Below are 17,839 nucleotides of genomic sequence, written 5' to 3'. Positions count from 1 at the left end.
TCTCGTCCAACGTGATATAGGCCGAACATGGCTCAAAACCCTCCTAACCTGCGCCCTGATCTTGCACCTTCGGCACGGCTGTCCCCTGCCCCGCGCCGCCCCGGCCAGCCGACCATCGGCATGGTCTCGTTGGGCTGCCCCAAGGCGCTCGTGGACAGCGAACGGATCCTCACGCGGCTGCGGAGTGAGGGCTATCAGATCAGCCCCGATTACGACGGCGCGGATGCAGTGATCGTTAACACCTGCGGCTTTCTGGACTCGGCCAAGGCTGAAAGCCTCGACGCCATTGGAGAGGCGCTGACCGCCAATGGCCGGGTGATCGTGACGGGATGTCTGGGGGCAGAGCCTGACTATATCACCGGCGCGCATCCCAAGGTGCTGGCCGTGACAGGCCCGCATCAATACGAACAAGTGCTCGACGCTGTACATGCGGCTGTCCCGCCCAGCCCCGACCCGTTCGTGGACCTGCTGCCCGCGTCGGGCATCAAGCTGACCCCGCGCCACTACAGCTATCTGAAAATTTCCGAAGGCTGTAACCACAAGTGCAAATTCTGCATCATCCCGGACATGCGCGGTCGTCTGGTCAGCCGCCCGGCCCATGCGGTGATGCGCGAAGCGGAGAAACTGGTTGAGGCAGGCGTGAAGGAACTGTTGGTCATCAGTCAGGACACCTCCGCCTACGGCATCGACATCAAACATGCCGAAGAGCGTGGTCATCGCGCCCACTTCGCCGATCTGGCCCGCGATCTGGGTAGCTTGGGCGCCCCGGGTGAGATTTGGGTGCGCCTGCACTACGTCTATCCCTACCCGCATGTGCGTGAGGTCATCCCGCTGATGGCCGACGGCAAAGTGCTGCCATACCTCGACATCCCGTTCCAGCACGCCCATCCCGACACACTCCGCCGCATGGCCCGGCCTGCCGCCGCTGAACGCACGCTGGACCGCATCGCCGAATGGCGCGGTATCTGCCCGGACATTACACTACGCTCAACCTTCATCGTGGGGTATCCCGGTGAAACCGAGGACGAGTTCCAGACCCTGCTCGACTGGCTGGACGAGGCCCAACTCGACCGCGTCGGATGCTTTCAATACGAAAACGTCGACGGCGCGCGCTCCAACGCACTGCCGGACCATGTGCCTGCTGAGGTCAAACAAGACCGCTGGGATCGCTTCATGGAAAAGGCGCAAGCCATCTCTGAAGCCAAACTCGCCGCCAAGGTCGGCCAGACCATGGACGTCATCATTGACGACATCGACGAAGACGGCATCGCCACCTGCCGCACGAAGGCAGACGCGCCCGAGATCGACGGAAACCTCTTTATTGATGAGGACACCGAGAGTTTGAAAGTCGGACAGATTGTGAGCGTCGAAGTCGACGAGGCGGGCGAGTATGATTTGTGGGGGCGCTTGCCCTAAATCTTCTTGCTCCAAAAACTTCGGGGAGCGGCGAGGGGCTGGCCCCTCGCTACGACACAGCCAAAGGCGCGACAACCGGCCACTGTCCAACACAGGCAAGAAGCCCATGTTTATGGCATGACCAACGAAACCAAAGTCCTCTTCAACGACGAGTGCCCCGTCTGCTCGTGGGAGATTAACCACTATGCAGATTATGCACGCAAGAACGGGCTGCCGATCCGGTTTGATGATTTGAACACGGATGCCCGCGATGCGTGGGGGATTGATGCGGATACGGCGGCGAGGCGGCTTTACGTGTTGCACGACGGCGAATTGCTGTCGGGTATCCCGGCGTTCATCGAGCTTTGGCGGCAGATGCCGCGTTACAAATGGTTGGCGCGGGTCGTTGCGTTGCCGGGCCTGAAACAGCTTGCAAGTCTCGCCTATGATTACGTGCTCGCGCCTGTGATCTACCGTTGGCATCTGCGGCGCAAGGCGCGAGCTGCAACGGCGACCTAGTCACCTCCGGGCGACGGGGCGAGCAGTCCAGCAAGCGCGCCGATGGCCGCAGACCCGATCGAGACGACACCCTGCGGCAGTTCAATCGCGTCATCGCCCTGCCCAAAAAATTCAAGGTAGATGCCGCCTGCAACCGTCATGAGGACCGTGATGCCCAGCATCACGACCACGGCGCGGTAGATCCACACATCCGTCTGCAACGGCGTCACCAGATCGGCACGCACCCCTTCCAGCGCCCTGCGTTGCTCGGCTGGCAGATCCTGCTGGCCCAGAAGCGTGTCGATCTGAAGTTGCGCCGAGCGAATTTTGTCCTAGCTCATGTTTAGTCCTCAAAGTTGATGACGGCGGAATAGCTTTTGACGACGCCAAGAGGCGCGACGCGCTGGCCGCGTTCATCTTCGAACACCAGTTCCAGCTCTTCGCCCCATGTCTTTTGCGTCAGAATACGCACGCGCCACGTAAAGAACCCGTCGCGCTGAAATTCGTGCATGATCCCGCCACGCTTGTTCAGCCAATCGTTCGGCTTGATCCCGAAATCCACCGTGTCGTAACGGCGGCCATCCAGCCAGAACGTGACATCCATGCGCAGATAGCCGTTCTCTTCCAAAAACTCGATCGCGGGGGCACCGCCAAGGATGACCACATAGGCATGAACGTTCCGGTTCAGCTCGCTCCGGCTCAGCGTGCCGCCGGGTGTCGTTTCGCAATCGACCCTGTATTCCGAAGCGGTGTGAACGAAACACCCAAACTTGGGCTGTGAGATTTGATAAAGCGCGCGCGCATCCGCCAAACCCGGCACCAATGCCAACGCGCCGAACAGCAGCAGATATCGATAGATCAATTGCATTTGGACGCCCACCTCCCCAACAGCTGCCGTCGCCTCACCCTCAAGCCACGCCCTAGGGCAATATTTTCATGCGCTTAGCATGGCCACAGGTTGGGATAAGATGCGCAAACGCACAATGGATTTCGACCGGATGGACCTTGAAACGGACAAACGTTTCATCTTGTGCTGCGAAACCCACAAAAGTTGAGAGGCGCGCCCTCGCAGGCACGCCTCTCATAATCGCTTAAATCGACGCAATTAGTTGCGGCAAGCAGCTTCGCGCTTGACGTAGTGGCCAGGAGTGACCAGCGTCTTCATTTCTTTGAACATTGCAGGGTAGTGCACTTCGCACAGTTGGTCGCCGCAGTGCTCCCACTTGGTCACAGCTTTCGTGTGTGGGATCTTGGTGGTCTTGTATTCAGCAGGCACCCAGATTTTGTCGTAGCACTTGATGACGTGGCCTTCCCAAGCTGCGGCAGGGGCAGCAAAGGCAACGACCACAGCTGCAGCGGCAGTGATAGTTTTGAACATGAGTTAACTCCCAGTTTTCAATGGAGTTTCTTTTTACTGCGCCGCGCGGTTTTTCGCTCAGTGGAAAAGCGCTCACCAGAGTTACCAAAATCAACGACGCCAGCTAACACATTGATTTTCAACACTTCTCAAATTCACGTGACGAAATAGCAACAGAATTGTCCACAGGGACCGTTAACCACGACGAAACAAAGAATATTGCAGCCTGAAAATTGTTTTTCGACGAACTACGAATCGAAGCCGACTCAGCCTGACGCTTGGTCAACAAAATCGTGCGCATGTGGCAAACACCTGCCTAGTCGCAGGGGATCTCCTGAAGCACGATCGCACGAGGCGATTTCAGCGTCCGGTTTTCCTTGAACACGGCCGGGTTCTCAATCAGCTCAACACGGTTGTTCCGACGGATGTACTTCTTCTCGGCTGGTTTGATGATCTCTTTGGTCACGTAGTACTCAGCAGGTTTCACAACCTCCTGATAGCACGCCAAAAGACGTGCATTAGGGTCCACATAGACCTCGCCCGCGAAAACGGGCTGACCTACCAAAATGATGCCAATTGCTGCTCGTGCCAGGCGGGACATTTTCTGCCTCCGGTTTGGTGTCAGAGGTAGGTCTGCATTGCGGTGCAAATGTGAATCAATTGTGGCGAAACTGGGGCAAAGCACCGACGCTCCCACGCGGATTTTGGCGGATCACAGCCTGTGCGCGGGAACGTGACCGCGCGCTCCATTAGGTATTAACCAATTTTGCGCTATATTCGTGGCTATGGCGTACCTCTACTCACGGCCCGAGCGGCTTGCAGACGGCGCGATCCACATCCTTGGCATCGCAGCCACGATCATTGCGGGAACAGTGTTGATCGTGCAGGCCGCTCATTTCATGCAAACCTCTGAGGACAGCGGGGAACTGGTGGCGATCAGCGTCTATGTCGGCGCGGCCCTACTGACCTTTGTGGCCTCTGCGCTGTTTCACATGACGCCGTGGGATGATGTGCGTCCTTGGCTGCAACGCATCGACCACGCCTCGATCTACCTGAAAATCGCAGGTACCTATACGCCGCTCGTCGTACTGATTGGCACAGGGTATGCCTATGTCGTTTTGGCCGTGGTCTGGACCGTTGCCGTGGCCGGAGCCATTGGCAAGCTGATGCGCTGGTTAAAGCCCGGCATCCTCTCGACTTTTCTCTATCTTGCGCTGGGATGGGCCAGCGTGGCGCTGATCTGGCCGCTGGCAATGACCGTGCCATCGCTATCGCTGGGCCTGATTATCGGCGGCGGGCTGCTCTATTCGGTGGGTGCTGTGTTTATCCACTGGGAAACGCTGCGCTATTACATCGCCATCTGGCATGGCTTTGTCCTGTCCGCGTCGGCTTGTTTCTTTGCCGCCATCGCCATCGCTTTTAGCACGCAGCTCTAATTCAGAAACTCCGCCACATAGGCATCTACACAGGTCTGAACATGGCGAAACCGGTCGCCACCCAAATGCTTGCCCCCATACCATCGCGTCACGATGATCACGTGATCTGTCACCTCCGCGCGCTCCAGCATGCGCAAGATCACCTGCCCCGCACCGGCCTCTCCATCATCACCCTTCAGTGGACCGCTCGCTGACAGAACTGCCCCCCACGTATTATGGGTTGCCTTGGCAAACGCCTTGGCGCGCTTCAGCTCTTTGAGAACGGCATCAATGTCGGACCGTGATGCTGCGGCGGCTCCTGACACGGCATATTTGCTGCCCCGGTCATTCAGGACACCGGTCAACTGATTGAGGACGATAGTCACAGACCGGCAGCAGTCCGTCTAACGGTCGCGATGCGTTCCGCATTGGGTGGATGCGTGCCAAGAAACCGGTTCCCTGGATCAGGAATGCGGTTGAAATAGGCCGCGCCGCGGACAGGATCGTATCCCGCGCGCGCCGTCAGGATGGTGCCAAGGCTATCGGCCTCAAGCTCGAACGCCTTCGAATAACTTCGCGCCCCTACGGCGGCACCCAAACGCTGCGCTGACTCAATACTGCCGCCCTGCGCCCCGGTCTGAGACGCCAGCGCCCCAAAGATAGCTGCCCCCAGCGTCGCATTTTGCTGCTGTCGTGCAAGGTGACCCGCGATGTGATGTGCGGCCTCGTGGCCCAAGACAAAAGCCAACTCATCAATATTGGCGACGTCTTCGATCAAGGACTCGGTAAACCCCAAAATAGGCCGTCCGTTTTCATCCAGCGTCTGAAACGCGTTGGGCGGCTGGTTCGGGCGATCATCGACAACGATCCGGAAATCACAATTCAGGCGCGGCGCGCGTTGGCGGCACTCGCGCTCGACCACCGGCTCCATCTGACGCACGAGCGTGACGAAGCTACGCTGAGGGTTGGACAAACCCGGACCCGGATCGCCTGTGGGCACCACCGGCAAAGATGGCGATGGGTCCACAGTTGGCTCGACTGTGGCAACCGAACACGCCCCCAGCATGAATGCTGCAAAAAGGATCGCAAAGACCTGTTTCATCACGTCAACTCCTGCTCGCCCAAGACAATAGCAAAGCATGCGACCGGGGCCAGAGACCTCGCAAAGGTTTTATGTGGCCAACATGGGGGTTGAGCAAAAAAACGCACCCGCTAACCTGACAACATGTACACCGTAGAACATGAATTCGACGCCACCGTCATTACGCTGGTTGATGAAGGCCATATGGCTTTGCAAGAAGACGTCGCGCTGACGGCCTTTGAAGACTGCGTGACAGTCGAACAACTCGACCCTCAGACGGATCGCGTGCAGAAAATCACTCTATCCCTGCAACAGGTTCAGGACCTCGTCGCGTCGCTCAATTCGGAAGAGGGTGTGTACACCACCGCTCGGCGCAAGTGATGCGCCTATGAGCACGGGCTTTTATTACGACGAACGGACGTTTTGGTTCGGTGGTGGCAACTATGCCCTGACCGTCCCGGTCGGCGGCCTCATGCAACCGCTTGTCGCTGGCGGGCTGCCAGAAGGCCCAGAAACCAAGCGCCGTCTTGTCAACCTGATGAATGCAACGGGACTGATAGGCGATGTGACGACGCGTTCGGCCACTGAGGCCACGCGCGATGACCTTCTGCGCGTTCACCCAGAAAGCTACCTGACACGTTTCAAAGAGATGTCTGACGCCGGCGGGGGTGAGATTGGTCTTCGCGCGCCATTCGGCTCTGGCGGCTATGAGCAGGCTGCGTTGTCGACGGGCTTGTCCAAACAGGCGCTGGCCGATGTCATGGCCGGGACGGTTCAACAGGCCTATGCCCTGTCACGCCCACCGGGCCACCATTGCCTTCCTGATTTTCCGAATGGCTTCTGCCTTTTGGCCAATATCGCAATCGCGCTTCAGGCCGCGCGGCAAGACGCACCGCTCAGAGCGGTGATATTGGATTGGGACGTTCATCACGGGAACGGAACAGAGGCGATCTATCTCGACGACCCAGACACGCTGACGATCTCCATACATCAGGAACATAACTATCCGATGGACACCGGTGATGCGGATGTCACGGGCGTCAATCATTCCAACATCAACATCCCCCTGCCGCCAGGCGCAGGCCATGTGACCTACTTGCAGGCAATGGACCGGATCGTCCGACCTGCGATTGACCGGTTCAAACCCGACATCATCATCGTTGCCTGCGGCTTTGATGCGGCAGCGGTGGACCCACTGTCGCGCATGTTGGCCACGGCAGATACCTTTCGACAGATGACCCTGCGCATTCAGGACGTCGCGCGCGCCCATTGCGACGGTCGGCTGCTTCTTGTGCACGAAGGCGGCTATTCCGAGGTTTATGTCCCGTTTTGCGGGCATGCCACGATTGAGGCGCTCCTGGGCATAGGAGATGGGCACCCGCATCATGCCCCCGACCCTTTGGCACAGACCTTTGCCTTGCGCCAACCGTCGGAAAAGTTTGAAGCTTTCCTCAGCGATTGGGTCGATGATCTGGCTCGGTTCCACCGAACCTGACGGTCCAGCCCTTGATACACTGTCCTGAATGACCGACATGGAACGGAAACCATAAGGCGCGCCTATGTCCGAAATCACTCCTGCCCTTGCTTTCCTGCTGACCCGCCGGTCCCGCCCCTACAAGCTATTGGGCAAACCAGTGCCGTCCAAAGGCGAGGTTGCCACGTTTCTGACCGCCGCCGCCCGCACACCTGACCATGGCAAGCTTGAGCCATGGCGCTTTGTTGTGCTCGAAGAAAAAGCCCTGCGTCGCCTTGCACCGCTGGCGCGGGAACGTGCCATCGCCACAGGACAGGACCCGGACAAGGCCGCAGGACAATTCGAAGTCTCTCCATTTGCCATTGTGGTTGTCGAAAGCCCGGTCGAAAGTGAGAAAATCCCGGCCATCGAACAGACCTATTCCGCTGGCGCGGTGTGCCTTGCTCTTTTGAATGCCGCCTTGGGTGCGGGCTGGGGGGCAAACTGGCTTTCGGGCTTTGCGAGCCATGACAGAGCGTTTGTCGAAACCGGTCTGGGTCTGGCCCAACACGAACGGGTTGCTGGCATCATTCATATCGGCACAGCAAAGGACACGCCGCCCGATCGTCCACGCCCGGATATCGGGCAAAAAACACGGTGGATCGCCCAATGATCCTGCGCGCCTTCTTTCTTGCTCTTGGCCAGTTGAACGATTCTCGGTTTCGCGGCGTCCTGTTTCGCGGGATCGGGCTTACCATCGTCTTGCTGGTCGCGGTCTACGCCGCATTTCTTTGGCTGATCGAATGGGCCTTTGGCGAAGGCACGACCCTGCCCCTGATCGGAGAGGTGACTTGGGTCGGCGACCTGCTGTCATTCGGATCGATATTTGTGATGCTTTTGCTGTCGATCTTCCTGATGGTTCCGGTGGCATCGGCAATCACATCGCTTTTCCTCGACGAGGTCGCTGAAGCCGTAGAAGACGTGCATTACCGTGATGTTGCACGCCCGCGGCGCGTGTCGTTTTGGGATGGCCTGCGCGATACCGTAAATTTCCTCGGCGTTCTCATCGGAGCGAACCTTGCCGCGCTGATCCTTTATGCGTTCTTCCCGCCTGCAGCGCCGTTTATCTTTCTGGGTATGAACGGCTTTTTGCTGGGACGCGAATATTTTCAGGTCACTGCCATGCGCCACCTTGGCCGCGACGGGGCCAAGAAGATGCGAGAAGAATTTCGCGTCACGATCTGGATCGCGGGCTGCCTGATGGCCTTTCCGCTGACCATTCCGCTGGTCAACCTGCTGGTTCCCGTGATCGGCGCGGCAACCTTTACACATCTCTATCATCAACTGCGCCAGCTTTAGACACAGCGCGGCGGAAACGAAAAGCGGCAGCCCGTGCTGCCGCTTCGTCATGCTGGTTTACGCGCGGACCTAGCCGAGGTCAGGCGTCGCCATCCGGTTGAACCAATCCAGATCCCGCACGGTAATCAGGCCGCTGATGATGGTACCGGCGATGATGATCCACAAAACCACCGAAATCGCCGTGGTGATCAGAAACCGCTTTTTCAACTGAGGGTTGGTAGGTGACCCAGCATGGGTACCGGGCACGATCTCACCCGTGTCGCCCTGCGTCTCAAGCCGGATCGGCAGCACACAGAACAGCACCATGAACCAGATCACGGCAAACAGAACCAGTGCCGAGGTCACACCCATCAGACTTGCTCCAGTTCCACGAGGCACCCGTTAAAATCCTTGGGGTGCAGGAAAAGCACGGGCTTGCCATGCGCGCCAATCTTGGGCTCGCCGGTGCCAAGCACTCGCGCGCCCTGCTCTTTCAGCTTGTCCCGCGCCGCGAGAATGTCGTCGACCTCATAGCAGACATGGTGGATGCCGCCGGACGGGTTCTTGTCCAAGAACCCCTGAATTGGTGAGTTTTCGCCCAGCGGATATAGCAATTCGATCTTGGTGTTCGGAAGTTCGATGAACACCACCGTGACGCCATGATCGGGCTCATCCTGAGGCGCACCCACATTGGCACCCAGCGTGTCGCGATACTGCGCTGACGCCGCCTCAAGATCAGGTACGGCAATCGCCACGTGGTTCAAACGTCCGATCATCATCGGTCTCCTTCGATCAGTCTTTTGTCAGCCCGTCGCGCAACCTTAACCAAGTCTTAGGTGTCCGGGGCATTTACTCATCCCATGCCACACGTCCTCACAGGACGCCACGCGACAAAAGGGGGATTCCATGAACACGCTCGACGATTTCTTTCAAACCCAACCGCCCAGCGCATCCCGCCCTCTCTTGGGTCTGACAGTTCTTGCCGTGGAAGACAGCCGTTTTGCCTGCGAAGCCATTCGGCTCATGTGCGTGCGTTCGGGCGCCCGGATCAGACGCGCGGACTGCATCGCATCGGCACGGCGGCATCTACGCGTATATCGTCCGGCCGTTGCCATCGTCGATATGGGCCTGCCAGATGGATCAGGCGCCGAATTGATTGCTGACCTGTGCCACGGCGCAGCGCAATCTCCCGTCGTCCTTGGCACGAGCGGCGATGGTGATCTTGAACAGGCGGCAATGGCTGCTGGGGCCAATGGGTTTCTGCATAAACCCATGACCTCGATCGCCGCGTTTCAAGCCGAAATCCTGCGCCACATGCCACGCGACCGACGCCCCAATGCCCCCCGGCCTGCTGACACGACACAGGTCTCGCCGGATCGAATTGCATTCCAGGATGATCTATCTGCCGCGCTCGCTGCGTTGGACGGGCAGACAGGCGATGCCCATCAGGTGGCCTATGTCGCAAACTTTGTCCTAGGCATCGCCCGTTGCGCCCTGGACGCGGACCTATTCGCCGCCGCGCGCGCAGCGTCCTTTGATCCCGCGCGTCCGGGTCCGGCTGCCGCGATGCTCGATCTTATCCGCACCCGCGCACAGCATAAGATCGCTGTTTAGTCGGCCTGTGTCGGGTCGCTTGCCACCCGCACCAACCGGGTTAGGTTCGACAGGCTTTCCTTCTGCCGACCTTCAGCATCGAAATTCTGCGGAGAAAGCCAGAATTCGAACGCTTCGGACAAGGCGGGCCAATCCGCATCCGTCACCGCAAACCACGCGGAATCTCGGCTGCGCCCTTTCACGACCATGTGGTTGCGAAACACCCCTTCAAAGCTGAAACCCAACCGTTGCGCCGCGCGCCGCGACGGCGCATTCAGCGCGTTGCACTTCCATTCGTAACGGCGAAAGCCCGCCGCAAATGCCCAGCGCATCATCAAGATCATCGCTTCGGTTGCGCCTGCCGTTTTCTGAAGCGCGGGCGCATAGGCGATCCCACCAACCTCGACAACGCCATGATCCGGCAAGATGTTCATGTAAGCCGCCTTGCCCAGTGGCCGACCGGTCGCGACATCACAAATCGCATAGTAGGAATAGGCAGGGTTTTCAGCCAGTTGCGTCAATGCCCTCTGAAACGCGGCCGTCGATGAAAACGGCCCCCACGGCATATAGGTCCACAGATGGGGGTGACCGACGACGGCGTCATGGAACTGCGCCGCATGCCGTTCCGGCGACAACGGCTCAAGCCGCACCCAGCGTCCGGTCAGCACCTCACCCGACGGCGCGCGCGCCCCTTGCCACCCTTCGACCACAGCTCCGATTGGCTGCTCCATCGCAATGCCCCCGCAATTGCCCTTCTACGTTCCAAGTCTGGCCACAATCAGTTGCCATTCAGAGAGTCACAGAAACCTCAGAGGCTCCATGCTGTCTACCCTGCGTCAACATCTGGAAGGAAATCGTGTCTCGGCCATTGCCGATTGGGCCGTGCTTGTTCTGGGTGCAGTGATGCTGACGACGGCCATTGTCGGCACCCTCCTGACACCCGCCAGCGACATGCAAACCCATGCCCTGACCCAGGCCGCGCACGACCGCGCCGCCCTGTGATCGAACTAAACCCTGCTTAAAGAATGATGCCCGGATTGACCCCAAGGTCGAGCCCGGGAAACACCACGCGCTCCAGATCGCTGGAGGACACGCCGTAAAGCCCCTGCATCGCGTAGCCTGCATAAGATCGCACATCCGCCGTCGGCAAGAGGTCCCGACGCTCGTAAAGATCAGCTTCGCTGAGACCCGGCCAGTCACCATAAACGCGCCCGCCGCGCACCGCTCCACCCGCCATAAGCATGGCGCCGCCAGTGCCGTGATCGGTGCCCTTGGTTCCGTTTTCCCGAACCGTGCGTCCAAACTCCGTCATTGCCAGAACGGTGGTTGTATTCCACGCAGACCCCAGCCCGGCCTTCAGGGTCAGGATGGCGTTCGAAAGCTGGCTGAGCAGGTTTTGCATCCGGTTGCTTTGGTTGCCGTGGGTGTCCCACCCGTTGATCGAAAACGCAGCAATCCGCGTCTCTCCGACCAGCCGATTCAGAGTAAAATCGAGCGTATCAATCAGCGCGCGGTTGCTGCGCCCGCGGCCCATCTCCATGCCCATCTCGGCCATCATGGACGAGGTATCGACATCGTCAGAGGGGTCGTCGGTAGCCAGCGCATCAATGATTGCGTCAGCCGATAGCGCGGCCTCCCGGAAGGCAGGATCATCATGGTAGAGCACCTCCAACAGCCGCTCTGCGTGTGGCGTCAGATCAAGGCTCGTATTCGGAACCCAGGTCCGGTACGGGGCCTTCCCGGCAAGCACCATCATCTGGCTGCGTCCCACGGCAAAGGCCGTCTCGGCACGCGCACCGGGCATCAGCGTCAGCATTCGGTTCAGCCACCCATTGCCAGAGCTTTCGACACCGTCGACCGAGGCAACCCCGCTTTCGAGAATGTCTTGCCCATCAAAATGGGATCGCTTGTCGCGGTAGGGCGTCGCGACGGCATGGGCAAAACCCAGCTGACCTGCCTGCCAGAGCGGCATCAGGGGCTTCAACGCCGGATGCAGGTCGTAGAAACCATCCAATGGCAACCGCTCTTGTCCGTCATCAATGGTACTGCGCAGCCCTGCAAAATCCGGGTCGCCGACAGGTCTCACCACATCCAAACCGTCCATCGCTCCGCGCAGAATGATGACGACCAACCGGTTTTCACCAGCAAGTCCGTCAGGCAAATTGGCAAAAGTCACCGGAGTGATCAGAGGGCTTGCGGCTGCGGAACAGCCCAGAAGCCCGGACGACAGCGACTGGCGCAAAAAGCTGCGACGATCCAGTTTGGGGTCCATTCCGCTATCTCCTCTGAAACGACGGCGAGGCCAGAACCAGCCCGACGCCCTCGACCTGATTTGATGCCGCCTTGGCGACAAAGCGCAGGCTTTCGGGCGCATCAGGACCAATGGCAGTGTCAACAAGGTCCCGTGGATCCGGCAAAATATCCATCAGGCGCGACGGCTCGACCATGGCCCATGATATGCGATGCGCGACAGCCTGTGGCGTAATCCAATGGGTATCGGCCTCTTCCCAACCGTCCGGCCCGTTGGCGCGGCTCAGGCGTTGGCCCATGCGGGCAACGCGCCCGTCAAATGCCCCGCGAAAGCGTCCCTCCGGCAGCGCCATTATATCGGCCCCACGGATGCCCAGCGCACGCGCCGCCGAATACACGTATTGGACTGGCCATTTCACATTGCCCAACCCACTGAAGTCCCACGCCGCCGGATGCCGGAGCATGGCCTCGTACATCGGCAACAGGGCCGTATCGGCCGCCAGATAAGCCTGCGCCATCTGCTCGATCATGCCGTCATCGGGGGTCTCAGACACGTAGTGCATCGCCAGCTTCCAAGCGAGATGCCGGGCCGTATCGGGATGCCGCGCCAGATCGTTCAATGCTTCGTCAATCTCTTCGAGCCCCGGCCGACGCCGCCCATAGGTCTTGCCCAACACCTCGTGTTGACCCGGCTCGGAACGGCGGGCATTGAATTCAAACCGCCTCTGGCGGTCAATTGCCATGCCCGTCAACAGCTTGGCAAAATTCCGCACATCCGTTTGCGTATAGCCGCCGTTTGCGCCCAACGTGTGCAACTCAAGTATCTCGCGCGCCAGATTTTCATTGATCCCACGTTTCTTCTGGGAATTCCGCCCGAGGGGAGAATTTTCTCCGATCGACACGTTCTGATTGAGAAACAAGATCATGCGCGGATGCTTGGCCGCCGCGAGCAACATATCCGAAAACTTGCCCGCAACATGCGGACGTATCGCCTGTTCGGCATAGGACTGTTGGGTGTATTGATCGATCCGCCCGGTGCGGACCGTTGTGAAATGATCTGTCCAAAAAATCGTCAGCTCTTCGCGCATGGCATCAGGCGCATCCACGAACCGAGCGGCCTGCGCGCGCCTGTCCTGCTCCATCAAGTTGCGCGCGTCCAGCAAGGTCTCGCGCAGGCCAGCCCGCGCCGCCTCACCGACGTCGGTATTCAAGTTTTTCTTATAGATGCCCCGCAATCGCAGGGATTCCACATCCATGTCCTGAAACGTGGAATAGGCCGTGATCGGATAGCGCTCGGCCATCTCGTCGGGCGCAGCAAGGGTGGTCAACATCGCCTCGACAGATTGAGGCGGTTGATGGTGTGGCGACAACCCGCCACCAAATCGTCGCGCCGCGCGCTGCGGGGTAAATGACATGCGTAACCTGTTTGGTTCCCTACGATCCTGCTTGGCCACTAATATAGGGACTCAAAACAGGAATCGCATCTGTCATCGTGAAACGCGTGCCACGACGACGGCGGATCATTGCCGTTTCGGTGCTGAGACCTGCAAATACCGTTCAGGCGAGGAGGTGCGTGCAGGCACGCACCCTACGCATCAATCCTCTTGCACCACCCGCAACGACAACTCTCGTAGCTGTTCATTCAGCGGCTCGCTCGGCGCGCTCATCATCAGGTCTTCCGCGCGTTGGTTCATCGGGAACATGATCACTTCGCGGATGTTGTCCTGATCAGCCAGCAGCATCACGATCCGGTCGATGCCTGCGGCGCAGCCGCCGTGGGGTGGCGCACCGTATTGGAACGCGTTGACCATACCGCCAAAGCGCTTTTCAACCTCGTCCTTGCCGTAACCTGCAATTTCGAACGCCTTGAACATGATCTCGGGTTTGTGGTTCCGGATAGCCCCCGACACCAGTTCATAGCCGTTACACGCCAAGTCGTATTGATAGCCCAGTACGTCCAGCGGATCGCCGTTCAGTGCATCCATCCCGCCTTGTGGCATGGAGAACGGGTTGTGCTCAAAGTCGATTTTGCCGGTTTCCTCGTCCTTCTCATAAATCGGGAAATCCACGATCCACGCAAAGGCAAAGCGGTCGCGCCAGTTTTCATCCTCTGGCGCTTTGGGCGTTTCTTCCCAGATCACCGTGCGGGCCTTGCCGGCGACCTTTTCAAACGAGGACGGCTTCCCACCGAGGAAGAACGCCGCATCGCCGACCTCAAGGCCCAACTGCTGACGGATCGCCTCGGTCCGCTCAGGGCCGATATTCTTGGCCAGCGGCCCTGCGGCCTCCATGCCTTCGCCTTGATCGCGCCAGAAGATATACCCCATCCCCGGCAGCCCCTCTGCGCGGGCGAATTTATCCATGCGGTCGCAGAACTTGCGGCTACCGCCTTTCGGTGCCGGGATCGCACGGACCTGCGTGCCGTCCTGCTCCAACAGTTTGGCGAAGATCGCGAAACCAGAGCCACGGAAATGTTCGGACACGTCCTGCATCTTGATCGGGTTGCGTAGGTCGGGCTTGTCGGTGCCGTACCACAGTGCAGCGTCGCGGTAAGAGATTTGCGGCCACTCTTGGTCCACAGTACGACCACCGCCAAACTCTTCAAAAATCCCTGTCAGAACCGGCTGGATGGTGTCGAACACGTCCTGCTGTTCGACAAAGGACATTTCCATATCGAGTTGATAGAAATCGGTGGGCGAGCGGTCCGCGCGCGGGTCTTCATCGCGGAAACACGGCGCGATCTGGAAGTATTTGTCAAAGCCACTGACCATGATCAGCTGTTTGAATTGCTGCGGCGCCTGCGGCAGGGCATAGAATTTGCCGGGGTGCAGACGCGATGGAACGAGGAAATCACGCGCGCCTTCTGGCGAGGACGCCGTGATGATCGGCGTCTGATATTCGCGGAAGTTTTGATCCCACATGCGGCGGCGGATCGACGCAACAACATCCGAGCGCAGTGCCATGTTCGCCTGCATCTTTTCACGGCGCAGGTCGAGGTAGCGGTAGCTTAGGCGCGTTTCTTCAGGATACTCCTGATCGCCAAAAACCTGCAGCGGCAGTTCGCCGTCGATGCCGCCCAGCACCTCCATGTCACGGATAAAAACCTCAATCTCACCGGTTGGCAGCTTGGGGTTCACCAGTTCAGGGTCGCGCGCCTTTACCGTGCCGTCGATACGGATGCACCATTCGCTGCGCAGCTTCTCGACCTCGTTGAAAACGGGGCTGTCTGGGTCACACAGAACCTGGGTGATACCGTAGTGGTCGCGCAAATCGATAAAGATCACGCCGCCATGGTCGCGCCGACGGTGGACCCAGCCCGACAAACGGATGGTGTCGCCCACATTGGCGGCGGTCAGATCGGCACAAGTGTGCGAACGGTAGGCGTGCATCGGCGCAGCTCCTGCAATTTGGCCCGGGCAGCGGGCCTGAAATTCGGGTTGTGCCGATTGGCCTAAGGTTCAGGTGAAAGTCAACCCGATGGCCGATTGATATCTGGGAAATGCCTCAGGCCGACAGGCGGACCTGCGGGATCAACTCGGGGGTCAGCGCCGAGACCACAGGACCGTTACCCTCAAACTCCCTGCCTTCGGCCGCAAAGCCCGGAAACGCCACACAGGCGATACCGGCTCCGAGTGCCGCCCGCTGGCTTTCGGGTGTGTCTTCAATAGCCATGGCATCGCGCGCCTCAACTCCAAGTGTCGACAGCGCGTAACGATAACAATCGGGCGCAGGTTTACCGACAACCACGTGCGACCGGTCGATCACCACATCAAATGCCTCGCGGGTCAAAGCCGATCTGAAAGCATCAAACATTAGATCAAGCGTTTCCGGCACGGTTGTCGTCACAAGGCCCACGGACATATCCGCCTCTCGCGCCGCCGCGATCACCTCTGCCACGCCGGGACGAAGGCTCAGCCCCTCTTCCATGGCTAAGGCCCGGAAATGTTGCAACTTGCGAGCATGGACCTCAGCACCATCGACCTGCTCTCCGCGCGCTGCGGCATAGTCCATGATGCGCCCAAACCCGCCTGGCTTGCGCAGCATTGCGTAATAGGCGGCACCTTCCCAGTGCCAATCCAGCCCCATGTCCTGAAAGGCCAGATTGAACGCCCTGCGTTGAAGCTCGGACGTTTCGGCAAGGACTCCGATTGAGCCAAGGAAAACGGCGCGGTGTGTCATGTCTTGGCCTCTCGTTCTCAGCAACTGGTCTGCCATGAGAACTGGCGCGAAAGCGCACTAAGGCAATGCTGCAGGCGCAAAGTAAACAGCAACACGCCGTCGCAAGATCTTCCATGAATTACACGGGACAGCCTAGGCTGCTGACACCTTGGGCGGATCTGCTGCCTCAAGCCGATGGAACCGAAACTCGCAATAGGGATCACCGGCCGCGGCACAGCAGACCTCCGTGCAGGTCAGTTGGTCATGAACCAAGGCGCTGAAAAATCGGGTGAAGAAAGCCCGGTGATAGTCACACAAGGCATGATCGCTGTGCTCTTTCCGGATCAGTGGATTGTCATGGACCCGAAATGTCAGCCTGTTTACCACCTCAAAGCGGCCACTGCCCGCAAATGTCCATGCATTCTGCGCCGTCGACCGCCCCAGCAACCAGGCCGAAACCGGCCACGGGGATGACATCAACAGGGTCTGAGCACGCAGCGACATACGCCGATCCATGACGGCATCGGCTGCGAGGATTCCGGCGCGCGTCAACACCTCTTGGGCCGCACTGCCCAGCTTTGCGCGCACGGTATGATGCAACGCCGCGACACGCGCCTCCCGGACAGGTTCGTCGAATTCTGGCAGAGTGCCGACTTTTGCTTCGGCAAGCAGCTTCGCGGCTGCGTCTGCGCCTTGCAACTCAGTCATGGCCTTTTGCACACTCAGAATGGCCAAAGGCCCCATATAGCCTTTGCGACTTGGCCGCCTGAGCATTCTGGGTCCGTCGGAGCCCCTGCTCATGTGTCACCTTCACTTACATTTGCGCGAGAGTGGCGGACCTCACCCTCGATCCGGAGACTAGAAGCACTTGCAACCGCTGACAAAGCAATCTGACGGTCAAAAGTGTCAATTTATTATGACACATTTCGGAGGATTTACCTAACGCCAAAACAGCACACCCAACGCGTGACGCAACGCCAGGGATCAAGACAGCCATCACCAACGCCGGCGCAATGCGCCAATCCTCACGTGGCCAGATATGTCAATTTCGACGCTGACTTTTGAATGGCACGACACCGGCCGCGACGACGCGAAACACCCCGTGCCAAATGGCTGATCCACCAGATTGCGGAACACCCCGCCCCACCGGCCATTCCACTGCGTCCAAATAGCACCAAAAGCGGCTTGCGCCGCGCGTTTCCATCCCTATAACGCACGACAATTTGCGCGCGGACAGTCCCGGTTACCTGCTCTGGCCGGTTGGACCTCTCGCAAGACTGCCGGAATACAATAAGGGGACG

23 protein-coding genes are annotated in these 17,839 nt (G+C 59.2%); 9 read left to right on the top strand and 14 right to left on the bottom strand.

Annotation, left to right across the window (positions count from 1 at the left end; genetic code table 11):
- Window positions 1-27 precede the first annotated feature (27 nt).
- Entirely contained in the window at window positions 28-1,416 is a 1,389-nt protein-coding gene (gene rimO / locus FE702_RS16265; RefSeq protein WP_147127364.1) for a 30S ribosomal protein S12 methylthiotransferase RimO, read from the top strand.
- A 117-nt stretch (window positions 1,417-1,533) separates the two neighbouring features.
- On the top strand, window positions 1,534-1,914 hold the full coding sequence (locus tag FE702_RS16260) for a thiol-disulfide oxidoreductase DCC family protein (protein WP_147127363.1): 381 nt from the start codon (window positions 1,534-1,536) through the stop codon (window positions 1,912-1,914).
- Here the strand turns inward: FE702_RS16260 and FE702_RS16255 are convergent.
- The 4 genes from FE702_RS16255 to FE702_RS16240 form a co-directional block, all read right to left on the bottom strand.
- The gene (locus FE702_RS16255) at window positions 1,911-2,138 is read right to left on the bottom strand and encodes a hypothetical protein (RefSeq protein WP_147127362.1); all 228 of its coding nucleotides are present in this window, start codon (window positions 2,136-2,138) and stop codon (window positions 1,911-1,913) included. The genes FE702_RS16260 and FE702_RS16255 overlap by 4 nt on opposite strands.
- Window positions 2,139-2,236: 98 nt before the next feature.
- Window positions 2,237-2,761 carry a hypothetical protein gene (locus FE702_RS16250; protein ID WP_147127361.1) on the bottom strand — a complete coding sequence of 175 codons (525 nt, stop codon included), beginning with the start codon at window positions 2,759-2,761 and terminating at the stop codon, window positions 2,237-2,239.
- Between the two features lie 237 nt (window positions 2,762-2,998).
- Window positions 2,999-3,271 (bottom strand): hypothetical protein, encoded by a 273-nt coding sequence (locus tag FE702_RS16245; protein ID WP_147127360.1) that lies wholly within the window; start codon window positions 3,269-3,271, stop codon window positions 2,999-3,001.
- A 295-nt stretch (window positions 3,272-3,566) separates the two neighbouring features.
- Entirely contained in the window at window positions 3,567-3,851 is a 285-nt protein-coding gene (locus tag FE702_RS16240) for a hypothetical protein (protein ID WP_147127359.1), read from the bottom strand.
- 184 nt (window positions 3,852-4,035) lie between these two features.
- Between FE702_RS16240 and trhA the strand changes: the two genes are divergently transcribed.
- Complete coding sequence (gene trhA / locus FE702_RS16235; RefSeq protein ID WP_147127358.1) at window positions 4,036-4,686, top strand: PAQR family membrane homeostasis protein TrhA; 651 nt, start codon at window positions 4,036-4,038, stop codon at window positions 4,684-4,686.
- Here the strand turns inward: trhA and FE702_RS16230 are convergent.
- The gene (locus tag FE702_RS16230) at window positions 4,683-5,051 is read right to left on the bottom strand and encodes a YigZ family protein (protein WP_147127357.1); all 369 of its coding nucleotides are present in this window, start codon (window positions 5,049-5,051) and stop codon (window positions 4,683-4,685) included. The genes trhA and FE702_RS16230 overlap by 4 nt on opposite strands.
- Window positions 5,048-5,767, bottom strand: coding sequence for a M48 family metallopeptidase (locus FE702_RS16225; protein ID WP_147127356.1), 720 nt, complete (start codon window positions 5,765-5,767; stop codon window positions 5,048-5,050). Before FE702_RS16225 ends, FE702_RS16230 begins: the two co-directional genes overlap by 4 nt.
- 123 nt (window positions 5,768-5,890) lie before the next feature.
- Here FE702_RS16225 and FE702_RS16220 point away from each other — a divergent pair, with 123 nt between their 5' ends.
- The 4 genes from FE702_RS16220 to FE702_RS16205 all read left to right on the top strand — a co-directional run bounded on the left by FE702_RS16220 (window position 5,891) and on the right by FE702_RS16205 (window position 8,558).
- Complete coding sequence (locus tag FE702_RS16220; RefSeq protein ID WP_147127355.1) at window positions 5,891-6,127, top strand: hypothetical protein; 237 nt, start codon at window positions 5,891-5,893, stop codon at window positions 6,125-6,127.
- Between the two features lie 7 nt (window positions 6,128-6,134).
- Window positions 6,135-7,241, top strand: a complete 1,107-nt coding sequence (locus FE702_RS16215) for a class II histone deacetylase (RefSeq protein WP_147127354.1) — start codon at window positions 6,135-6,137, stop codon at window positions 7,239-7,241.
- Window positions 7,242-7,305: 64 nt separating this feature from the next.
- On the top strand, window positions 7,306-7,872 hold the full coding sequence (locus FE702_RS16210) for a nitroreductase family protein (protein ID WP_147127353.1): 567 nt from the start codon (window positions 7,306-7,308) through the stop codon (window positions 7,870-7,872).
- On the top strand, window positions 7,869-8,558 hold the full coding sequence (locus FE702_RS16205; protein WP_147127352.1) for an EI24 domain-containing protein: 690 nt from the start codon (window positions 7,869-7,871) through the stop codon (window positions 8,556-8,558). Before FE702_RS16210 ends, FE702_RS16205 begins: the two co-directional genes overlap by 4 nt.
- Window positions 8,559-8,627: 69 nt before the next feature.
- Here FE702_RS16205 and FE702_RS16200 read toward each other — a convergent pair whose 3' ends face one another.
- Window positions 8,628-8,909, bottom strand: coding sequence for a DUF1467 family protein (locus FE702_RS16200; RefSeq protein ID WP_147127351.1), 282 nt, complete (start codon window positions 8,907-8,909; stop codon window positions 8,628-8,630).
- Window positions 8,909-9,313 (bottom strand): methylmalonyl-CoA epimerase, encoded by a 405-nt coding sequence (mce, locus tag FE702_RS16195; protein ID WP_147127350.1) that lies wholly within the window; start codon window positions 9,311-9,313, stop codon window positions 8,909-8,911. The genes FE702_RS16200 and mce overlap by 1 nt, the downstream gene beginning before the upstream one ends.
- A 130-nt stretch (window positions 9,314-9,443) precedes the next feature.
- On the opposite strand from mce, the gene FE702_RS16190 reads away from it, so the two are divergent.
- Window positions 9,444-10,151: a response regulator gene (locus FE702_RS16190; protein WP_147127349.1), complete on the top strand. Its 708-nt coding sequence runs from the start codon at window positions 9,444-9,446 to the stop codon at window positions 10,149-10,151.
- Here FE702_RS16190 and FE702_RS16185 read toward each other — a convergent pair.
- Entirely contained in the window at window positions 10,148-10,867 is a 720-nt protein-coding gene (locus FE702_RS16185; RefSeq protein ID WP_186827135.1) for a GNAT family N-acetyltransferase, read from the bottom strand. The genes FE702_RS16190 and FE702_RS16185 overlap by 4 nt on opposite strands.
- Window positions 10,868-10,949: 82 nt before the next feature.
- On the opposite strand from FE702_RS16185, the gene FE702_RS16180 reads away from it, so the two are divergent.
- Window positions 10,950-11,132: a hypothetical protein gene (locus FE702_RS16180; RefSeq protein ID WP_147127347.1), complete on the top strand. Its 183-nt coding sequence runs from the start codon at window positions 10,950-10,952 to the stop codon at window positions 11,130-11,132.
- A 16-nt stretch (window positions 11,133-11,148) separates the two neighbouring features.
- Here FE702_RS16180 and FE702_RS16175 read toward each other — a convergent pair whose 3' ends face one another.
- The 5 genes from FE702_RS16175 to bchJ form a co-directional block, all read right to left on the bottom strand.
- Window positions 11,149-12,402 (bottom strand): DUF1501 domain-containing protein, encoded by a 1,254-nt coding sequence (locus FE702_RS16175; RefSeq protein ID WP_147127346.1) that lies wholly within the window; start codon window positions 12,400-12,402, stop codon window positions 11,149-11,151.
- A gap of 4 nt (window positions 12,403-12,406) precedes the next feature.
- Complete coding sequence (locus FE702_RS16170) at window positions 12,407-13,795, bottom strand: DUF1800 domain-containing protein (protein WP_147127345.1); 1,389 nt, start codon at window positions 13,793-13,795, stop codon at window positions 12,407-12,409.
- A 180-nt stretch (window positions 13,796-13,975) separates the two neighbouring features.
- Window positions 13,976-15,769, bottom strand: a complete 1,794-nt coding sequence (gene aspS / locus FE702_RS16165) for an aspartate--tRNA ligase (RefSeq protein WP_147127344.1) — start codon at window positions 15,767-15,769, stop codon at window positions 13,976-13,978.
- Window positions 15,770-15,884: 115 nt separating this feature from the next.
- Window positions 15,885-16,559, bottom strand: a complete 675-nt coding sequence (locus tag FE702_RS16160; RefSeq protein WP_186827125.1) for an HAD family hydrolase — start codon at window positions 16,557-16,559, stop codon at window positions 15,885-15,887.
- 132 nt (window positions 16,560-16,691) lie between these two features.
- Window positions 16,692-17,339 carry a bacteriochlorophyll 4-vinyl reductase gene (gene bchJ, locus FE702_RS16155; RefSeq protein WP_147127342.1) on the bottom strand — a complete coding sequence of 216 codons (648 nt, stop codon included), beginning with the start codon at window positions 17,337-17,339 and terminating at the stop codon, window positions 16,692-16,694.
- Window positions 17,340-17,839 lie beyond the last annotated feature (500 nt).

Origin of the sequence: Shimia ponticola, assembly GCF_007995215.1 — a bacterium.
Lineage (GTDB): Bacteria > Pseudomonadota > Alphaproteobacteria > Rhodobacterales > Rhodobacteraceae > Shimia_B > Shimia_B ponticola.
Note: the sequence above shows the minus strand (reverse complement) of the source record. Positions and strands in the feature narration are given on the sequence as shown.